Origin of the sequence: Runella limosa DSM 17973 (genome assembly GCF_000482465.1) — a bacterium.
Classification (GTDB): domain Bacteria; phylum Bacteroidota; class Bacteroidia; order Cytophagales; family Spirosomataceae; genus Runella; species Runella limosa.
In genome coordinates this window covers 527147-543141 of sequence record NZ_KI519420.1, presented here as the reverse complement: position 1 = coordinate 543141, position 15995 = coordinate 527147, and the positions used below count along the sequence as shown (strand labels likewise).

The window sequence follows — 15995 nt, the reverse complement described above, 5'->3', positions numbered from 1 at the left end:
GATTAAGTATATGAGCAGAATTAGACAAGACTTTCCAAGTTTATAAATCTTCTGATTATCAATAGTATAAGCATAAAACTTGGAAAGTCTATTTTTGCACAATTACTTACTTCCTTGTCAACGTTTTCTGATTTTCACAAAACCTTTATTTTGAAAAGAACTATTATCCGAGCGCATCACTACATTCAGGATTGAGCTTGTCCCTTTGTCAATTTGGCCCGTTCGATTGATAAAAAATACATTTTCTTTGGGTTTTCTTTGAATAAATTCCTGAAGCGTATTGGGGTCTTTGTCAAAAATAATTTCAGCTTTTTCTACCCACATCCCCGTCACGCTGACCGCATTGGTAAAACTCACTTCGTATTGACCCGGTGCGGTGATGTACTTTCCTAAATCAATACTCATTTGGCCTTTACCATTGACAAAACCTTTGGTATCCCATTCCTGCAAAATGGTGTATTCTTTGGCTTCTTTCTCAGCTTTTGGAAGTTCAAAATCAGGCACGTAATAGGCTGCCAAACTCCTAATCAGGGGAGTACCTTTGTGCTCGGTCACTTTTAATTTTATCGCCGCAACTTCAACGTCGTCGAAATAATCAATTTTGGTGACACCAATGGAGCTACCTGTTGTCAGTTTTTCCCACTTGTTTTTGGTAAGTCCCCACACTTCATATTTTCTGATTCTGTGGCCTTGTCGGTAGTCTTCTTTCAAGATCAGGTGATTAATTTTCGTTGGTTTTTCAAGCGACAAGATCGCTTCGTTGGCGGCTTTATTTTTTACTTCCGCCAAAGGTTGCTTAAACCGTCGGTTGATTTCTGCCCCAAACTCAGCATATCTTTTTACATCTCCTGCTGGGATAAGCCCCGTCGTATCGGGGGTAGAATTGAGCAGTAACGTACCTCCGTGGCCAACCGATTTGTAATAAATCTCCATCAACTCTTCCACCGAGCGGCGCTTGGCTTCGTTTTTGGGTGACCAAAACCAATTGTGGTTGTACAAAGTGACATCGGCTTCCAAAGGTGCCCAAACGTCGCCATCGGGGTCATCATCGTATTGGGTTGCTACGCCCGACTTTAAAACCTTTCCTTGGAGGGAATTCCAAACGGGATAATGAAGGATACCGCTCTCCGTGCCTGGCCAACGGATGGTAGCATCGGAGCCTTGGAAGATGACCGCTTTGGAAGCATATTTTTGCAAAATATCGCTCACGGGCACCTTGCAAGAGCCATCAAACCAGACTTCGAGCATATCGCCATAATTGGCCAACACCTCGGTGAGTTGTTGCCTGAAAATCTTGTTGTACGCCTCCTGTTTGGAAGGGTCTTTGGTGATTCCTCCGCTTCCGAGCCCTGCCCCCCATTTGATGTCACCAGGATAAATGTAAATACCCAAGTTTAACCCCGCTTTCTTGCAGGAACTTACCAAATCTTTTATAAGGTCTCCTTTGCCGTTTTTCCACGGAATATTCCTGACGCAATACTCGGTGGTGTGGGTAGGCCACCAGCAAAAACTACCCGCGTGTTTGGCCACAAAAATGATTTCTTTGGCACCCCACGACTTGGCTACCTCGCACCATTGATCGGTGTCGAGTTTGGTAGGATTGATGCGAGAAATGTCAAATTCGCCCGTCTCGTCGTACTCTTGGCCGAGCCAAGTGGCCACCCCAAAGTGGATAAACATAATGCGTCCTTGTTCCTGCCATTTGTACTGAACAGCAGAGGGTTTGGCCAATTGCTGGGCCGATACTTGTACATGGACAAACAGGCAAAGAATAATAAAAAGCTTCTTCATTGGAAAGAATAATGGGTAAGTCAAAGGAATTGTACAAAATAATGGGCGTTTTTTGGCAAAAACCTATTTTAGGTTGCTATTTATCAATACTATATTTGCAAAAATGAGACACACCCGTAAAAATGAAAGCTACCTATACCCTTTTACCCGATTTTACAACCGCTCAAAAACCCTTTGTGGTCAAGCAAATTGTACGGTCATCGTTTGCCACCGACTTCCATTTTCACAATGAATGTCAGCTAGTTTATATTTTATCGGGTGCTGGTACTCGGATTATTGGGGGAACTATCGAACGCTTTGAGTGCGGAGATTTAACATTTGTTGGGCCCAATGTCCCTCACGTATGGTACAGTGAATTTAACGCCGCCAGCGAGCATGAGCCTGCGGTGTCAGTGGCTTTATACATCAATCCCATTACGTTAACGGAATACTTAAAGCCTTTTATGGACACAAAGTTGTTGGAAGAGTTTTTTGTGCAGTCTAAAAAAGGAATTAGCTTTTTTGGGAAGAAAAAGGAGCGCATTATTGGCTACTTGCAAGACATGTTAAACAGTAAGAATATGCAGTTATTGTCCTCTTTCTTACAGATTATGGTGCTTTTACTTGAGCCCGAAGACATGATTTGGCTCAATAGAGCCCCATTGCTTTCTACTTTTACGGATAAAAATCAAAACCGCGTTTCGCGATTGATGGAGTACATTCAGCAAAACTTCAGGGAAGACCTCACCATTGAGCAAGCTGCTTCGGTGGCAGGGTTACAATTACATTCGTTTTGCCGTTTCTTTAAAAACCTTACTTACCGCACTTTTTCAGATTTTTTAAACGAAGTACGCATCGCATTTGCCTGTCAGCTTTTACAGCAAACTGACTTACCGATTACGCAAGTAGCTTTCGAGAGTGGGTACAGTAACGTCTCATATTTCAACCGTTCGTTTAAAAAAATACACCAACGTACGCCCAGAGAGTTTCGGGCTCAAATAAGTACTTTACGTTAGATGGCTTTTTTATCTATTGTTCCCCGCAGATTGACGCAGATTTGACTCGCAGAGTAGCGCTGATAATAGTCTGCGAACATCTGCGGTTTAAAATCTGCGTCAATCTGCGGGAAAAGTTTAGCCAGCAATAACCCCCAGACGTTGTCCCACTTTTACAAACGCTTCGACGGCGCGTTGTAAGTGTTCTGGCTCGTGACCCGCCGAAATTTGTACCCGAATTCGGGCTTTGCCTTTGGGAACTACTGGATAGAAAAAGCCGATGACGTAAATACCTTCTTCCAACAATTGTTTGGCAAACTCCTGCGCCAGAGGCGCGTCGTACAACATAATGGGAACAATCGGGTGCTCGCCTGGCAAAATGTCAAAACCCGCTGCGGTCATGGCTTCTCTAAAATAGCGGGTGTTGGCTTCGAGTTTATCGCGCAAAGCAGTCGATTGGCGGAGCAATTCTAATACTTTGAGCGACGCACCTACGATGGAAGGAGCGAGGGTATTGGAAAACAAATACGGCCGTGAACGCTGACGCAACAACTCAACGATTTCTTTACGAGCCGCCGTAAAACCACCCGACGCGCCACCCAAGGCTTTGCCATACGTACCAGTGATAATGTCTATTCGACCCAAAACACCTTTGTGTTCGGGCGTACCACGGCCTGTTTTGCCCATAAAACCGCTGGCGTGGCATTCGTCCACCATCACCAACGCTTGGTATTGGTCGGCCAAGTCGCAGATTTTATCCAATTGAGCAATCGTTCCGTCCATCGAAAATACGCCGTCGGTGACAATCAATCGGCGGCGACACGAGGCACTCGCGCGGAGTTGCGCTTCCAAATCCTCCATGTTGTTGTGCTGGTAACGGAAGCGTTTGGCTTTGCACAAACGAATCCCGTCGATGATGGACGCGTGATTGAGTTCGTCGGAGATGATGGCGTCTTCTTCTCCCAACAACGGCTCAAAAACACCGCCGTTGGCATCAAACGCAGCGGCGTACAAAATGCAATCTTCGGCCCCCACAAAAGCGGCAGTTTGGCGCTCAAGTTCTTTGTGAATATCTTGTGTACCACAAATAAACCGTACGGACGAAAGGCCAAAACCGTGCGTTTCGAGGGCTTCGTGGGCAGCTTTGATAACCTCAGGATGAGATGATAATCCCAAGTAATTGTTGGCACAAAAATTCAGTACTTCGCGGCCGTCTTGCACGGTGATTTCTGCCGATTGTGGCGATACAATAATACGTTCTGATTTATAAAGCCCTGCTTCTTTGAGGGCGTTTAGTTCCTGTTGGAGTTCGTTTTTGATGCTTGCGTACATACGTTTAGATAACTTTTTCGGTGAGGTGGGTAATCATTTCTTTCGTCATTTTGGGCAAATCGAAGCGGGGTTTCCAGCCCCAATCGCGCCGTGCGACCGAATCGTCAATGGTTTTGGGCCATGAGTCAGCAATCGCTTGACGGAAATCGGGTTTGTAGTCAACCTGAAAATCAGGAAAATACGTCTGAATAGAAGCCGCCACTTGGGCAGGGGTAAAGCTCATGCCAGCCAAATTGTACGACGTCCGTACCGTGATGGCCGCTTCGGGGGCTTCCATCAATTCCAACGTAGCGCGGAGGGCATCGTCCATGTAAATCATGGGCAACAAGGTATCAGCCGCTAAAAAGCACTCGAAACGGTTGCCTTGGACGGCCTCGTGGTAAATGGCAACGGCGTAGTCGGTAGTGCCGCCACCAGGCATAGATTGGTAACTAATAACGCCTGGGTAGCGCAGCGAGCGCACATCGAGGCCATAGCGTTTGTGGTAATAAACCGACCAGTTTTCGGCGGCCACTTTGCTAATGCCATAGACCGTTGAGGGGTCGAGCAGGGCCGATTGCGGCGTTTCGTACTTGGGAGCCTGCGTGCCAAAAGCCGCAATAGAACTCGGTACAAATACTTTTTTGACTTGGTGGAGGCGAGCTACTTCCAGTACGTTGAGCAGGGTTTGCATGTTGAGGTTCCACGCCCAAAGCGGGTCAGCCTCGCCTTTGGCCGAAAGAATCGCCGCCAAATGATAAATTTGAGTAACGCGGTAACGTTGCACAACGCTGGCGAGCATCGTGGCGTCGGTGGCATCTAGGCGTTCAAAAATTGCTTGTTGGTTTTCTCCCGCTCGGAGGTCGCTGGCAATGACATTCTCCCAGCCGTAGAGGCGTTGTAAATGAGGCAACAATGCCGTTCCAATCTGACCATTTGCGCCAATCACTAAAATCGTTTCCTGTTTCATAACTGTGGCGTTTTAGCTGATTTTTAACTTTTGATGAAGTGTAATTAACGGCGCAAAGTTATATAGACACTACTATTGACGCACATTATCCCAAAAAATCCATTAATTTTACTGAATTTTATTTCTTTTAAAGAAAATATCACTAAACAGGATTAAATTGAGATAGTATAAAAAGAAAATTTTATGGCACTCGAATCACTTGATGACATTGACAAAAAACTACTGCGGCTTTTGCAGGCCGATGCCAAGCTCACGACCAAAGAATTGGCGGCTCGGTTGGGCCTTACCTTGTCGCCCGTTTATGAGCGAATCAAGCGTTTGGAGCAGCTTGGGTTTATTAAACAGTACGTGGCTATTTTGGACAAAGACTTGCTTGGACAGCCCATTACAATCTTTTGCCAAGTGTCGATGCGTTACCACGACAAGGCATTTATTGAGAGCTTTGAAGAAGAAATTCAAAAGTTGGAGGAAGTACAAGAGTGCTACCACATGGCGGGGCAAGTAGATTTCTTGTTAAAAATCAACGTGGGGAGTTTGGACGAATACCACCACTTTGTCCGAAACAAATTGTCAAAAATTGAAAATATAGGCACGCTCAACAGTACCTTTTCACTCAAAGTCATTAAGCACAGTTGGAGTTATACGGTAAAGTGATGATAATTATTTTTTTAGCATTTATTCTCCTTATAGTTGTTTATATTTACTTTTAAAAACAACTTATAAAAATGAAACGATTAGTAAAACCTTGGCTGTATGCAGTGGGAGTACTGCTCCTGACCGAAGGCTGCTTCTCTGACTCCACCAAAAGCCAAACCACAACAATATTTGGAACAGTCATCGATAATGATACCAAATTACCAGTCGAAAATAATGAAATAGCTATTTGGGGAAATAATGGCGTATTGGCATTCAAAGGCATAAAATTAAAAACTGTATTTACAGATAAGGATGGTAAGTATTCAGCCGTAATTGATGTTCCTAAAAACTACCATTCCCTTAATTTAGATAATATTTTTAATGTTTATAAACATAGGGATTTTTTACTTTTTTTAGATGGCAAACAAACAAATTTTTGTTGCCCTGTTCAAGTAGGTTCAATAACGCAGTACGATTTCATCATGCTTCCCAAATAAAATTCACACCTGATAGCGCGAGGCTCCGACTCGTGATAATTATCAAAAGGCTTCCAGCCTTTCATTTTCCTAAAACTCAAAAACTTCACTTCTCGAAAACAACGTATGAAAATGAAACGATTAGTAAAGCTTTGGCTGTATGCAGCGGGAATGCTGCTACTAACAGAAGGCTGCTTCTATGACCCCACCAAAAGCCGACAAACTACTGTATTTGGGACAGTGACGGATTTTGATACCAAGTTGCCAGTAGCTAATCTTGAAATTGCAATTGATGGCGAAAAAGGTATATTAGGATCTGTGAGTAGCGAACTAAAAACGGTATATACAGATACCAACGGTAAATACAATGTAGTCATTGATGCCCCAAAAGAATTTCATTCACTTAACGTAGGAAATTTATGGGATCGTAAGTTTTACCCCAAATACCGAGGCTATCAAACATATCTAAATGGACAGCGAACAGGCAACTGCTGCAAGGTAGAAATAGGTTCAAAAACGCAATATGATTTCATTATGCTTCCCCAATAAAACCCCCTTAACGTAAAATACTACAGAAAAGTATGTAAAACTTTATTCTCTTCGCTTCCAAGCACATTACTTACAACCAATATATATAAAATACCCATTTTTGGGTCATTATTACAAACAATGTTTTATATAGTTATCAATTACTAAATAATCAAAATACAATATTGACTTTATAACTAAAGCATATATCTTTGGACATCCATCCACCCTTATCCACGCTGCTGCCTATGAAAAACCCTGATTTTTGCATTAAAACTTCACTTTTAAAAACAACGTATGAACATGAAACGATTATTTAAGCCTCTGCTCTACGCCGCCGCTGTGCTGCTGATGAGCGTGAGTTGTAAGAAAAAAGACCCAACTTCCTGTGGACCTGAAAATGGACATTACAACTACATCAAAACAGTTAAAAATGCCCGTGCTGATTTATACCAAAGTGCTGGGTTTGTCATTGAAGGAGGTGATGCGCCGCTTATTTGTCCCTTTCAGGAAGAAAAAATCTTACCTTATGAGAATACCTATGTGAGGGGAAAGCCTCAGCCTTTTAAATATCGAATTTGGGGACGAATCTTTAACTGTGATGCTTGTCCTACCTTTGGGGTTGGCGCCTCCCCTTACATTGTAATTGACAAAATTGTCAAGATCGATTAAACAGCTTTCACCATGAAAATACTGTATTATTTTGTCTTTTATTTATAAACTATAGAAAAAGACGACTAATAACTCAAAATCCACACCCGATAGCACGAGGACCCGACTCGTGATAATTATCAAAAGACTTCCAGCCTTTCATGTTCCTAAAACTCAAAAACTTCACTTCTCGAAAACAACGTATGAGAATGAAACGATTAGTAAAACCTTGGCTCTATGCAGCGGGAGTGCTGCTACTGACAGAAGGCTGTTTTTCGACCCCTTTTAAAAGCCGAACAACCACCGTCTTTGGTACAGTGACCGATAACGATACCAAGTTGCCAGTGGATAGTGTGCAAGTTATGATTACTGGAGAAAAAGGAGTATTTGCTTCTAATGCCGATCAACTGAAGATAATTTATACTGACAAACAAGGCTATTACTCTACTACGATTGATGTTCCTAATGGTTATCATAAAATAACTGTAATAAATAGGTACTTTGATAAATTAAAGTACACTTTAAAATACAAGGGCTATTTTTCTTTAAAAGACAGTAATCGAATAAATTTTTGTTGTCCAGTAGAAATAGGCTCAAAAACGCAGTACGATTTCATCATGCTTCCCAAATAAAATCCATACCCGATAGCGCGAGGCCCGACTCGTGATAATTATCAAAAGGCTTCCAGCCTTTCATGTTCCTAAAACTCAAAAACTTCACTTCTCGAAAACAACGTTTGAAAATGAAACGATTAGTAAAACCTTGGCTCTATGCAGCGGGAGTGCTGCTACTAACAGAAGGCTGCTTCTCTGACCCCACCAAAAGCCGACAAACTACTGTATTTGGGACAGTGACGGATTTTGATACCAAGTTGCCAGTAGCTAATCTTGAAATTGCAATTGATGGCGAAAAAGGCATATTAGGGTCTGTAAGCCACCCACTAAAAACTGTATTTACAGATGCCAATGGCAAGTACAATGTTGTCGTTGATGCTCCTAAAGAATTTCACAAACTTAGTGTGATAAATTTATATGAATACAAGTTTATTTCTAAATACCGTGATTATTCTACTTTAAAAGACGGCAAGCGAACAAATTTTTGTTGTCCAGTAGAAATCGGCTCAAAAACGCAATATGATTTCGTTATGCTTCCCAAATAAAATTGCCTCAACGTAAAACTTACCTTTGGACATCCATCCACCCTTATCTGCGCTACTGCCGTCAAGACCGTACAGATAGTCTCGCGGAAGTTTTTGATTGTCAAATAATATTTTTAGTTTAACATAAAAAGGCGACTCTTTTAGAGAATCGCCTTTTTATGTTATGTATTTAGTTATTTTACTCTACCACTACGCGTTTCACCGTGCCGTCTTCATTCTGAACAACACTGATAAAATAAGTGCCTTTCACATTTTTTCCTAAATCCAACTGACCTACGTAATCGCCCGTAAAATCTTTCACTTCTTTTTTGGCGATTTGTTTGCCTTTGGTGTCAGTGACTGAGATGGTCACGTCGCCTTTGGCGGGGGCGTAAAAACGAATGTTCAATTCATTTTTTTCGGGGTTGTTGGGATACGCCTCTAAGCCACGGATGGAGGCAGGTTTTCCTGCCCCGCTGATGTTGACATCGCCGTGCCAAAACTCTTTGAATTTGGGCTCAAAATCGCGACTCCATTCTTCCATGTTACGTTCTAATTTACGCATTTGGGGCTCAATTCGCTTTTCAACCCGCTGCATACGGTCGGCAAAGGCTTCGTCGTCAAACTTAAATTCGTACGTACGTTCACTTTTGCGGTCACCATTGCGCTCGCGTCGGTCAGACGGCTGCTCGTAGCGATAAATTTGTACGTCACGCTTGCGGCCATCTTTCGGGATAACGGCAATATGTTCTTGGTTGCCCCAACGTTCTTTGTCACGCACCACGCTCGACCCCTCCTCAATTTCGACGCTTAAACGACGATTGGCCGCTGCTTTGCTGTCGTTTCGGAGCGAATCCATGATGGTTTTTACCTTTTTCTCCCGTTCTTCTTCCGAAAGTCCGTTGTAGGTATAAGTCCGCTCAAAGGTTTCTACTTTACCGTCTTTCTCCTCCGACATCCGCACGCGAATCGTCACTTTGTCTTTGTCGGCGGCTTTTTCTTCTTTTTTAACGTCTTGCGACATTGCCGTAGTGGCTACTCCCAGCCCTACTACCAGCGCAAAAAAAGTCATGTTTGTTTTCATAGGATTGACCGTGTTAAAGTTTCTTAAAATGTGTTAAAGGGTTGACCGAATTGCGTTATTTTGGAGGTGCAATCGACGGATACGTTTAGAAAGTCGGGGTTAGGAAACGAAACGTTGCATGAGTTGAAAAAAAAATGATGACGAAACAAAAAATACGCTTGTTGATTTCTCTGATGGGGCTGGCGGCGCTTAGTCTGATGGGTTTTCAATGGTATTGGATTACGAGTGCGTTGGCGTTGCGCAATGAGCAGTTTGAGCTCAAAGTCTCGGACGCGTTGCAAGATGTCGTCCGCAAACTGGAGAAACAAGAAATCATTTATTTGATTCGACAACGCGAGGAAATCGAACAGCAGCAGCGCAAACTGGAGGCGCTGAATAAGAACCGTTTGGCCCAAAAAACGCAAACACCCAAGCACCGACTACCCGACGAATATACGGCCTCAGCGGGGCGAGATGGCAACCTGACGGGCACCAACCCGACCGATGCACTGACGCCGCGCAATCGGTCGATGACCGATTTTCAGGCCAACCTTATCAATGAAATTTTAAGACAACGAAACGACGAATTACCTCACATTGAGCGGTTTTTGCGGATTCACGCCGAACAAGAACGGATGTTTGAAGCATGGTTTGACCAAATGGGGCGCGTGTTGATGCCCGCTGATACGCTCGGCAATAGTTCGGTGATGATGGCAGTGCGCTCGTCGGTTCAAAAAGCCCGTCAACCGCTCGAAAAAAGAGCAATACGTGACGAAAACGATACAAAATCAAAAACGCTGGCCTCGCAGACCGACTTGTTGAAAGATGTATTCAAAGACCTGCTGTTTAGCAAACGCCCGATGGAGCAACGCGTCAACCGTTTGATGATTGATTCGTTGTTGAAAAAATCGTTGGCCGAACGCGGCATTGGACTACCTTATGAATTTGCGATTCAAAACAACAATCAGTCGAATGTGCTGTTCTCGACCGTTGCTTACCGCCCCGACACGACGGGGAGTGAGCTGTTTCGGGCGAGTTTGTTCCCCAACGAAATCAATACGCTACCGAGTCAGTTACTGGTCTATTTTCCCGAACGGCAAGCATTTATTTTACAAAACATGAGCTTTACGCTGATTAGCTCCGCTTTGTTATTATTGGTGATTTTGGGGTGTTTTTACGTGGCGGTGACGACCATTTTGAAGCAGAAAAAACTCTCGGATGTCAAAAATGATTTTATCAACAACATGACCCACGAGTTCAAAACGCCGCTTTCGACGATTTCGTTGGCCGTGAGCATGGCCCGCGAACAAGTGGAAACGCCGCAAAGTGAAAAAAGTAAAATCCAACGGTATTTGGGCATCATTCGGGACGAAACGCTGCGTTTGGGCGGGCACGTAGAGAAGGTACTACAAATGGCGCTGCTCGACCGTGGCGAAATCAAACTCAAACCTACCGAAGTAAACATCCATGATGTGATTGAAAAAGTGCTCAACAATTTGGGGGTACAATTGGAGCAACGGGAGGGCGAAATTGAATTGAGTTTTGAGGCCACCAACGAATTGGTGGAAGCCGACGAATTGCACCTGACCAATATTTTGACCAACCTGCTTGATAATGCCAACAAGTACTCGCCCGAAGCACCTCACATTGCCGTAGGCACCCACAGCGATGATAATTTTGTCTATGTAAGCGTAAGTGACCAAGGGCGCGGAATGACCAAAGAGCAACAAACCAAAATTTTTGACCCTTTCTACCGCGTTCCAACGGGAAATATTCACGATGTGAAAGGCTTTGGCCTTGGCCTTAGCTACGTCAAAAAGATGGTAGAAGCACACGGTGGAGCCATCGACGTGGAAAGTAAACTAGGAAAAGGAAGTACATTTACCGTAAAATTGCCATTGAAACATGACTAAACCACCCATTACCCGTATCCTTTTGACTGAAGATGACCCGAATTTGGGGCAACTTTTACAAGAATACCTCATCAGTAAAGGCTATAAAACAGAATTGGCCACCGACGGGAATGCGGGGTTAAAGGCATTTTTAGAGGGAACGTACGATTTATGTTTGTTTGACGTGATGATGCCCAAAAAAGACGGGTTTTCATTGGCCAAAGAAATTCGCCTGACCGACAAAGACGTCCCCATTATCTTTCTGACGGCCAAAAGTATGAAAGAAGATACGATTCAGGGTTTTAAAGTGGGAGCAGACGACTACATCACCAAGCCGTTTAGCATGGAAGAATTGCTGCTTCGGATTCAGGCAGTGCTGCGTCGTTATCAAAAAACAACTTTTACTTTGGAGTCTCAGCCGAGTGTGTTTCAACTGGGAAGTTATACGTTTGACGCAGACCATCAATTACTCACAAGAAACGGCGTTCCGCAGAAGCTGACGAGCAAAGAATCGGGCTTATTGAAGTTGTTTTGCGAAAATAAAAACCAACCCATCAACCGCAGTTTTGCGTTAAAATTGATTTGGGGAGATGATTCATACTTCAATGCCCGAAGCATGGATGTCTATATTACCAAGCTAAGAAAATACCTCAAAGACGACCCCGCGCTTCAAATTATGAACCTGCACGGCGAAGGGTTTAAGTTGTTGGAAGACCTATAATTTAGACCTATAAGGTTTTATTTACTTCGACTGGTACGGGCCATAGACTGCCTTGATACGAAACGATTCGGTGGTATCGTCCAACACCATTATTTGGTACGTTTTTCCGCCTTTTTCGACCCTTATCACCACGTGTCCACCTTCGCTTTTGAGGCGAGGCAACAAATCAGCGATGGCAGTTTTGGCCTCTGGAAGCAAGTTGGTCATAAATACATCGCGCGGGCCTTTGTAAAACTCTTCCGAAAACATCCGCTCAAGAACATCCTTCCCTGGGTGCGACGATGCCCAACTCGGAACCACCATCACGCGCGGCTGTAAACGAGCCAATAAAGTACCATTTTGGGAATCGGGATAGCCGTGGTGGTCAACCAATTGAACATCTACTGGCCCTACTACCTGGGCAATCGGCGTTTCTACATCGTGCCACGCAGGCGCTCCAAATCGAATCACCCCTTGTAAATCTCCCCCCGAGAAATAATCGAATTTCCCATAGCGAATTTGAAACACGGCACTACACATATTTTCGTTGGGAAAATCAGCGGGTTTTAGCGAAGACAGCGGTGGAAAAAGTGATGTTGTTTGATTACCTACCCCCATCCACATTTCCCCATTAACGGCAATGTTTTGCACCTCAAAAGGATATTTTTTGCTTTTCAAGGGCACAATTTGATCGTTACTTCCTGCCCGAAATTTCTCGACAATTAAGCCTTTACGCTGCTGTTGCCATTGCAAAAACCGCCGATAATTACTCACCATCGAATCAGCCGTCATGGGAGCAGGGTACGAATAATCAGGCCAGCCCCGATCAATGATTTTTCGAATTGGAATAAACTCCCCCACTTCTGTAATTCCTGCCAAGGTATATCCAGCGCTCGATTGCTTGGTAACATTGAGAGGTGTCCCCATGTGGTCGTCGTGGAAATGAGAAATTAGAGCGTAGTCAATAACGGGTGAAGTCTGGTGCCCCAATGCTTTCTGTACATAGCGCGCTATCCACTCCCCTGCTTGTCGTTCGTTGGAGGGTTTTGTTGGGATATTTCGGGGTTTATTCGTCCGCCAATCTCGTGAATTGATAGCACCCGCATCCACCAGTAAGGTTGTTCCATCGGGAAATACCAGCAGCGTAGCACTACCTTGTCCTGTGTTGATATGGTGAATATCCAACCCACCTTCTTTCCACTTCGGCAACGGCTGCCCGACCTGCTGTGCCAAGGAGCAAAAGGCAAAAAGTAAGGGACAAAGGACAAAGAGGAAAGGGCGAAAGGCAAGCCAAGGGGAGAACGGTTTCTGGGAATGTCGAGGGTAGAGTGCAGAATGTCGAATGTTCCACTGTGGGGAGAGTTGCTCACAACCCGACGCCTGCTGAGAATGTCGAGTGCAAAGTGCAGAAGGGCGAATGTTCCTCCGTGGAAAGGGTTGCTCACAACCCGACGAATGCTGGGAATGTCGAGTGCAAAGGGCAGAAGGGCGAATGCTCCACAGTGCAGAGGGTTGCTCACAACCCGACGAATGCTGGGAATGTCGAGGGTAGAGTGCAGAATGTCGAATGTTCTTCCGTGCAGAGGGTTGCTCACAACCCGACGAATGCTGGGAATGTCGAGTGCAAAGTGCAGAAGGGCGAATGCTCCTCCGTGGGGAGGGTTGCTCACAACCCGACGAATGCTGAGAATGTCGAGTGCAAAGGGCAGAAGGGCTAATTTGTGCAGCGTTAGTCATAAACCGACGAGTAAGAAAACGAAAGAGAGAACCAAAAGCCATTTTGAAGACCGAACTTAATGTGTGAAGGGTTGCTCACAACCCGACCAGCAACTAAGAAGGAAAAGCACATTATTCAGCCGAAAAACCCAAAACTGAAAACCCAAAACTGAAAACCAGACAACCAAACTCACTTCACAAGTCGTTTGCGCAACAAAAGATATAGTCCTAACGTCAGTAACCATTGCCCAATCATCAAGGGAAAATTAAGCTCGTTCATCATCCAAATGGTCGCCGTAGGAATAGAACTACTCGGATAACCCACCACCAAAAACGCGTACAGGTTGTTGGCCGCATGAACCCCCAAAGGTAGCTCAAGACTTCGGTCGTACACCGTAAGAAGACCAAAAAAGACCCCTACGCCAATGTAGTAAATCATGGCAATGCCCAGCGAGCCTGCCGCCTCTACCTCATCGTTGAAACTATGCGCCAACCCAAACAAGATAGCGGGAATGGTCACTCCTACCCAAAAATTCCAAGAACCAATGCCCTGCATCAAATACCCCCGAAAAAACAACTCCTCAAAAGAGGTTTGAAAAGGAATAAAAAGCAGCCCCACAATCAATGACGGTAAAAATTCCGACCAGTTTAGGCTCAAACGATATTTATCAGGAAAAAGCAAGTAAGTAACTAGCTCCACGGCTACTGAACAGCCAAGCCACAGCCCACCCGACGCCGCCACGCGTTTCCAGTTGACTTGCCCCGAGGGGACAATCATCGTAAACGGTGAGCGCTTGTGAATGTACTGTACACAAAACCAAAGCGTGCCCAAGGCTACTACGAAGGAGAGAAAAACCAACGCCATCACCAAATAAATGGGCAAAGACAGCTCGTTTGAGCGCAGTTCGACCATTGCCCAAGCGCCTGGGATAGACCCAACGACGTTGGCAATAATTACCAGCAAAAAAACCGCTACGTAAAGGCCAAGGCGATTGTCGCCTTGCTTGGAAGCGTCAATAAAGGAGTTGGGTTGAAGTGGAAACATAGGGGTATTTGTAGTAAATTAAGACATTTTGTCATTAACAAAAAATAAAAAAACCACTAAATGCGACATTTTGTCATTGAAATTATCAAAAAAATCGCGTGGTACAGGATTTGACCTTAGTAAGGCGTTGATGCAGTAAAAAAAGACAATAACTAGCACAACTCAATTACAAACAACATAAAAACTTAAAACTACTAGCAACCATGGCAACTTTAGTAAAAACCAACGGCAACTTCCCCACTTTGTTCGGCAACGTATTCGGAAAAGATTTTAACGAGCTTTTTGCTCCCGCTAACTTGACAAACTACGGTGTACCTGCCGTAAACATTGTGGAAGGCGAAAGCGGATTCCGTCTTGAGGTAGCTGCTCCAGGTTTGAAGAAGGAAGATTTTAAAATCAACTTGGAAAATAATGTACTGAGCATTTCGGCTCAAAAGGAGCAAAAAAACGAAGAAACTACCGAAAAATATACCCGCAAAGAGTTTAGCTTTAACAGCTTCCGTCGCTCATTCACTTTGCCGAATACCATCGACGGCGAGAAAATCGCAGCTACTTATACCGACGGGGTATTGAACGTAGAGCTTCCTAAAAAAGAAGAAGCGAAGAAAACTCCTCGCTTGATTGAAATTGCGTAAGTAAGCCTGTATGTCGGGGTACGAGTACCCCAGCTCATACGGCGTGTGTCGGGGTGCTTACACCCCGACATTTTTTTTATAATAATACGATGTCGTTGGCATTTGCCACTTCAAAATTCTGAGTACGAAGGTTTTGCGCAATCACCACCGACGATTCGCGGGCTTTGGCAACTGCCAGTAGGCTTCCTTCTACATCCAGCAGCTCGACCACCTCTCCTGCCTCAAAATCTCCCGAAACGTTTTTAATACCCACAGCCAGTAAACTTTTACGGTTTTGGAGCGCCTGTGCCGCACCTTCATCTATCGTAATACGACCCGCCACTAAGCTACCACTCCCCAACCAGCGATTACGCGCCGAGAGGCTATTGTCTTGAGGGGCAAACACCGTCCCCGTTTCCTCACGAATCGCACAAAGAATGCCATCGGGCACGTTCATTCCAAAAATAATGGTACGAATGCCCATACGCGT

At 44.5% G+C, this 15995-nt stretch carries 17 protein-coding genes; 10 read left to right on the top strand and 7 right to left on the bottom strand.

The window, feature by feature from the left end:
- Window positions 1-117: 117 nt before the first annotated feature.
- On the bottom strand, window positions 118-1791 hold the full coding sequence (locus tag K339_RS33535) for an alpha-L-fucosidase (RefSeq protein ID WP_051397979.1): 1674 nt from the start codon (window positions 1789-1791) through the stop codon (window positions 118-120).
- A gap of 122 nt (window positions 1792-1913) precedes the next feature.
- Between K339_RS33535 and K339_RS0112195 the strand changes: the two genes are divergently transcribed.
- A complete protein-coding gene (locus K339_RS0112195) occupies window positions 1914-2786 on the top strand; it encodes an AraC family transcriptional regulator (protein WP_028523823.1) in 873 nt (290 codons plus the stop codon).
- A 117-nt stretch (window positions 2787-2903) separates the two neighbouring features.
- Here the strand turns inward: K339_RS0112195 and kbl are convergent, their stop codons facing one another.
- Together kbl and K339_RS0112180 are read right to left on the bottom strand one after the other, a co-directional pair.
- Entirely contained in the window at window positions 2904-4097 is a 1194-nt protein-coding gene (gene kbl, locus K339_RS0112185; RefSeq protein ID WP_028523822.1) for a glycine C-acetyltransferase, read from the bottom strand.
- Window positions 4098-4101: 4 nt separating this feature from the next.
- Window positions 4102-5046, bottom strand: coding sequence for an NAD-dependent epimerase/dehydratase family protein (locus tag K339_RS0112180; protein WP_028523821.1), 945 nt, complete (start codon window positions 5044-5046; stop codon window positions 4102-4104).
- 183 nt (window positions 5047-5229) lie between these two features.
- Here K339_RS0112180 and K339_RS0112175 point away from each other — a divergent pair, with 183 nt between their 5' ends.
- From K339_RS0112175 to K339_RS0112145, 6 genes are all read left to right on the top strand, one after another.
- Window positions 5230-5700, top strand: a complete 471-nt coding sequence (locus K339_RS0112175; RefSeq protein ID WP_028523820.1) for an Lrp/AsnC family transcriptional regulator — start codon at window positions 5230-5232, stop codon at window positions 5698-5700.
- 71 nt (window positions 5701-5771) lie between these two features.
- Window positions 5772-6179 carry a hypothetical protein gene (locus tag K339_RS0112170; RefSeq protein WP_028523819.1) on the top strand — a complete coding sequence of 136 codons (408 nt, stop codon included), beginning with the start codon at window positions 5772-5774 and terminating at the stop codon, window positions 6177-6179.
- Between the two features lie 111 nt (window positions 6180-6290).
- A complete protein-coding gene (locus K339_RS0112165) occupies window positions 6291-6707 on the top strand; it encodes a hypothetical protein (RefSeq protein WP_157607570.1) in 417 nt (138 codons plus the stop codon).
- Window positions 6708-6989: 282 nt separating this feature from the next.
- A complete protein-coding gene (locus tag K339_RS0112160) occupies window positions 6990-7358 on the top strand; it encodes a hypothetical protein (RefSeq protein WP_157607548.1) in 369 nt (122 codons plus the stop codon).
- A gap of 188 nt (window positions 7359-7546) precedes the next feature.
- Window positions 7547-7969 carry an Ig-like domain-containing protein gene (locus K339_RS0112155; protein WP_028523432.1) on the top strand — a complete coding sequence of 141 codons (423 nt, stop codon included), beginning with the start codon at window positions 7547-7549 and terminating at the stop codon, window positions 7967-7969.
- 110 nt (window positions 7970-8079) lie between these two features.
- Window positions 8080-8496, top strand: coding sequence for a hypothetical protein (locus K339_RS0112145; RefSeq protein ID WP_157607569.1), 417 nt, complete (start codon window positions 8080-8082; stop codon window positions 8494-8496).
- Between the two features lie 178 nt (window positions 8497-8674).
- Here K339_RS0112145 and K339_RS0112140 read toward each other — a convergent pair whose 3' ends face one another.
- On the bottom strand, window positions 8675-9559 hold the full coding sequence (locus K339_RS0112140; protein WP_028523816.1) for a T9SS type A sorting domain-containing protein: 885 nt from the start codon (window positions 9557-9559) through the stop codon (window positions 8675-8677).
- 134 nt (window positions 9560-9693) lie between these two features.
- Here K339_RS0112140 and K339_RS0112135 point away from each other — a divergent pair, with 134 nt between their 5' ends.
- A complete protein-coding gene (locus K339_RS0112135; RefSeq protein ID WP_229598734.1) occupies window positions 9694-11451 on the top strand; it encodes a sensor histidine kinase in 1758 nt (585 codons plus the stop codon).
- A gap of 7 nt (window positions 11452-11458) precedes the next feature.
- The gene (locus K339_RS0112130) at window positions 11459-12151 is read left to right on the top strand and encodes a response regulator transcription factor (protein ID WP_157607609.1); all 693 of its coding nucleotides are present in this window, start codon (window positions 11459-11461) and stop codon (window positions 12149-12151) included.
- A 21-nt stretch (window positions 12152-12172) separates the two neighbouring features.
- Here K339_RS0112130 and K339_RS0112125 read toward each other — a convergent pair whose 3' ends face one another.
- Entirely contained in the window at window positions 12173-13339 is a 1167-nt protein-coding gene (locus K339_RS0112125; RefSeq protein ID WP_229598733.1) for a ComEC/Rec2 family competence protein, read from the bottom strand.
- A gap of 697 nt (window positions 13340-14036) precedes the next feature.
- Window positions 14037-14891, bottom strand: a complete 855-nt coding sequence (locus K339_RS35930) for a CPBP family intramembrane glutamic endopeptidase (RefSeq protein WP_051397976.1) — start codon at window positions 14889-14891, stop codon at window positions 14037-14039.
- A 203-nt stretch (window positions 14892-15094) separates the two neighbouring features.
- On the opposite strand from K339_RS35930, the gene K339_RS0112115 reads away from it, so the two are divergent.
- Window positions 15095-15526, top strand: coding sequence for an Hsp20/alpha crystallin family protein (locus tag K339_RS0112115; RefSeq protein WP_028523812.1), 432 nt, complete (start codon window positions 15095-15097; stop codon window positions 15524-15526).
- 76 nt (window positions 15527-15602) lie between these two features.
- Here the strand turns inward: K339_RS0112115 and K339_RS0112110 are convergent.
- On the bottom strand, window positions 15603-15995 hold a 393-nt coding region (locus tag K339_RS0112110), incomplete at its 5' end, for a PUA domain-containing protein (RefSeq protein WP_028523811.1).

Excerpts from the sequence above, each read along its gene's own strand:
- K339_RS0112145 (WP_157607569.1), top strand. The coding sequence starts at position 8,080 with ATGAAACGATTAGTAAAACCTTGGCTCTATGCAGCGGGAGTGCTGCTA.
- K339_RS35930 (WP_051397976.1), bottom strand. The coding sequence starts at position 14,891 with ATGTTTCCACTTCAACCCAACTCCTTTATTGACGCTTCCAAGCAAGGC.
- K339_RS0112165 (WP_157607570.1), top strand. The coding sequence starts at position 6,291 with ATGAAACGATTAGTAAAGCTTTGGCTGTATGCAGCGGGAATGCTGCTA.
- K339_RS0112140 (WP_028523816.1), bottom strand. The coding sequence starts at position 9,559 with ATGAAAACAAACATGACTTTTTTTGCGCTGGTAGTAGGGCTGGGAGTA.
- kbl (WP_028523822.1), bottom strand. The coding sequence starts at position 4,097 with ATGTACGCAAGCATCAAAAACGAACTCCAACAGGAACTAAACGCCCTC.
- K339_RS0112115 (WP_028523812.1), top strand. The coding sequence starts at position 15,095 with ATGGCAACTTTAGTAAAAACCAACGGCAACTTCCCCACTTTGTTCGGC.
- K339_RS0112195 (WP_028523823.1), top strand. The coding sequence starts at position 1,914 with ATGAAAGCTACCTATACCCTTTTACCCGATTTTACAACCGCTCAAAAA.
- K339_RS0112175 (WP_028523820.1), top strand. The coding sequence starts at position 5,230 with ATGGCACTCGAATCACTTGATGACATTGACAAAAAACTACTGCGGCTT.
- K339_RS0112160 (WP_157607548.1), top strand. The coding sequence starts at position 6,990 with ATGAAACGATTATTTAAGCCTCTGCTCTACGCCGCCGCTGTGCTGCTG.
- K339_RS33535 (WP_051397979.1), bottom strand. The coding sequence starts at position 1,791 with ATGAAGAAGCTTTTTATTATTCTTTGCCTGTTTGTCCATGTACAAGTA.
- K339_RS0112155 (WP_028523432.1), top strand. The coding sequence starts at position 7,547 with ATGAAACGATTAGTAAAACCTTGGCTCTATGCAGCGGGAGTGCTGCTA.
- K339_RS0112135 (WP_229598734.1), top strand. The coding sequence starts at position 9,694 with ATGATGACGAAACAAAAAATACGCTTGTTGATTTCTCTGATGGGGCTG.
- K339_RS0112170 (WP_028523819.1), top strand. The coding sequence starts at position 5,772 with ATGAAACGATTAGTAAAACCTTGGCTGTATGCAGTGGGAGTACTGCTC.
- K339_RS0112180 (WP_028523821.1), bottom strand. The coding sequence starts at position 5,046 with ATGAAACAGGAAACGATTTTAGTGATTGGCGCAAATGGTCAGATTGGA.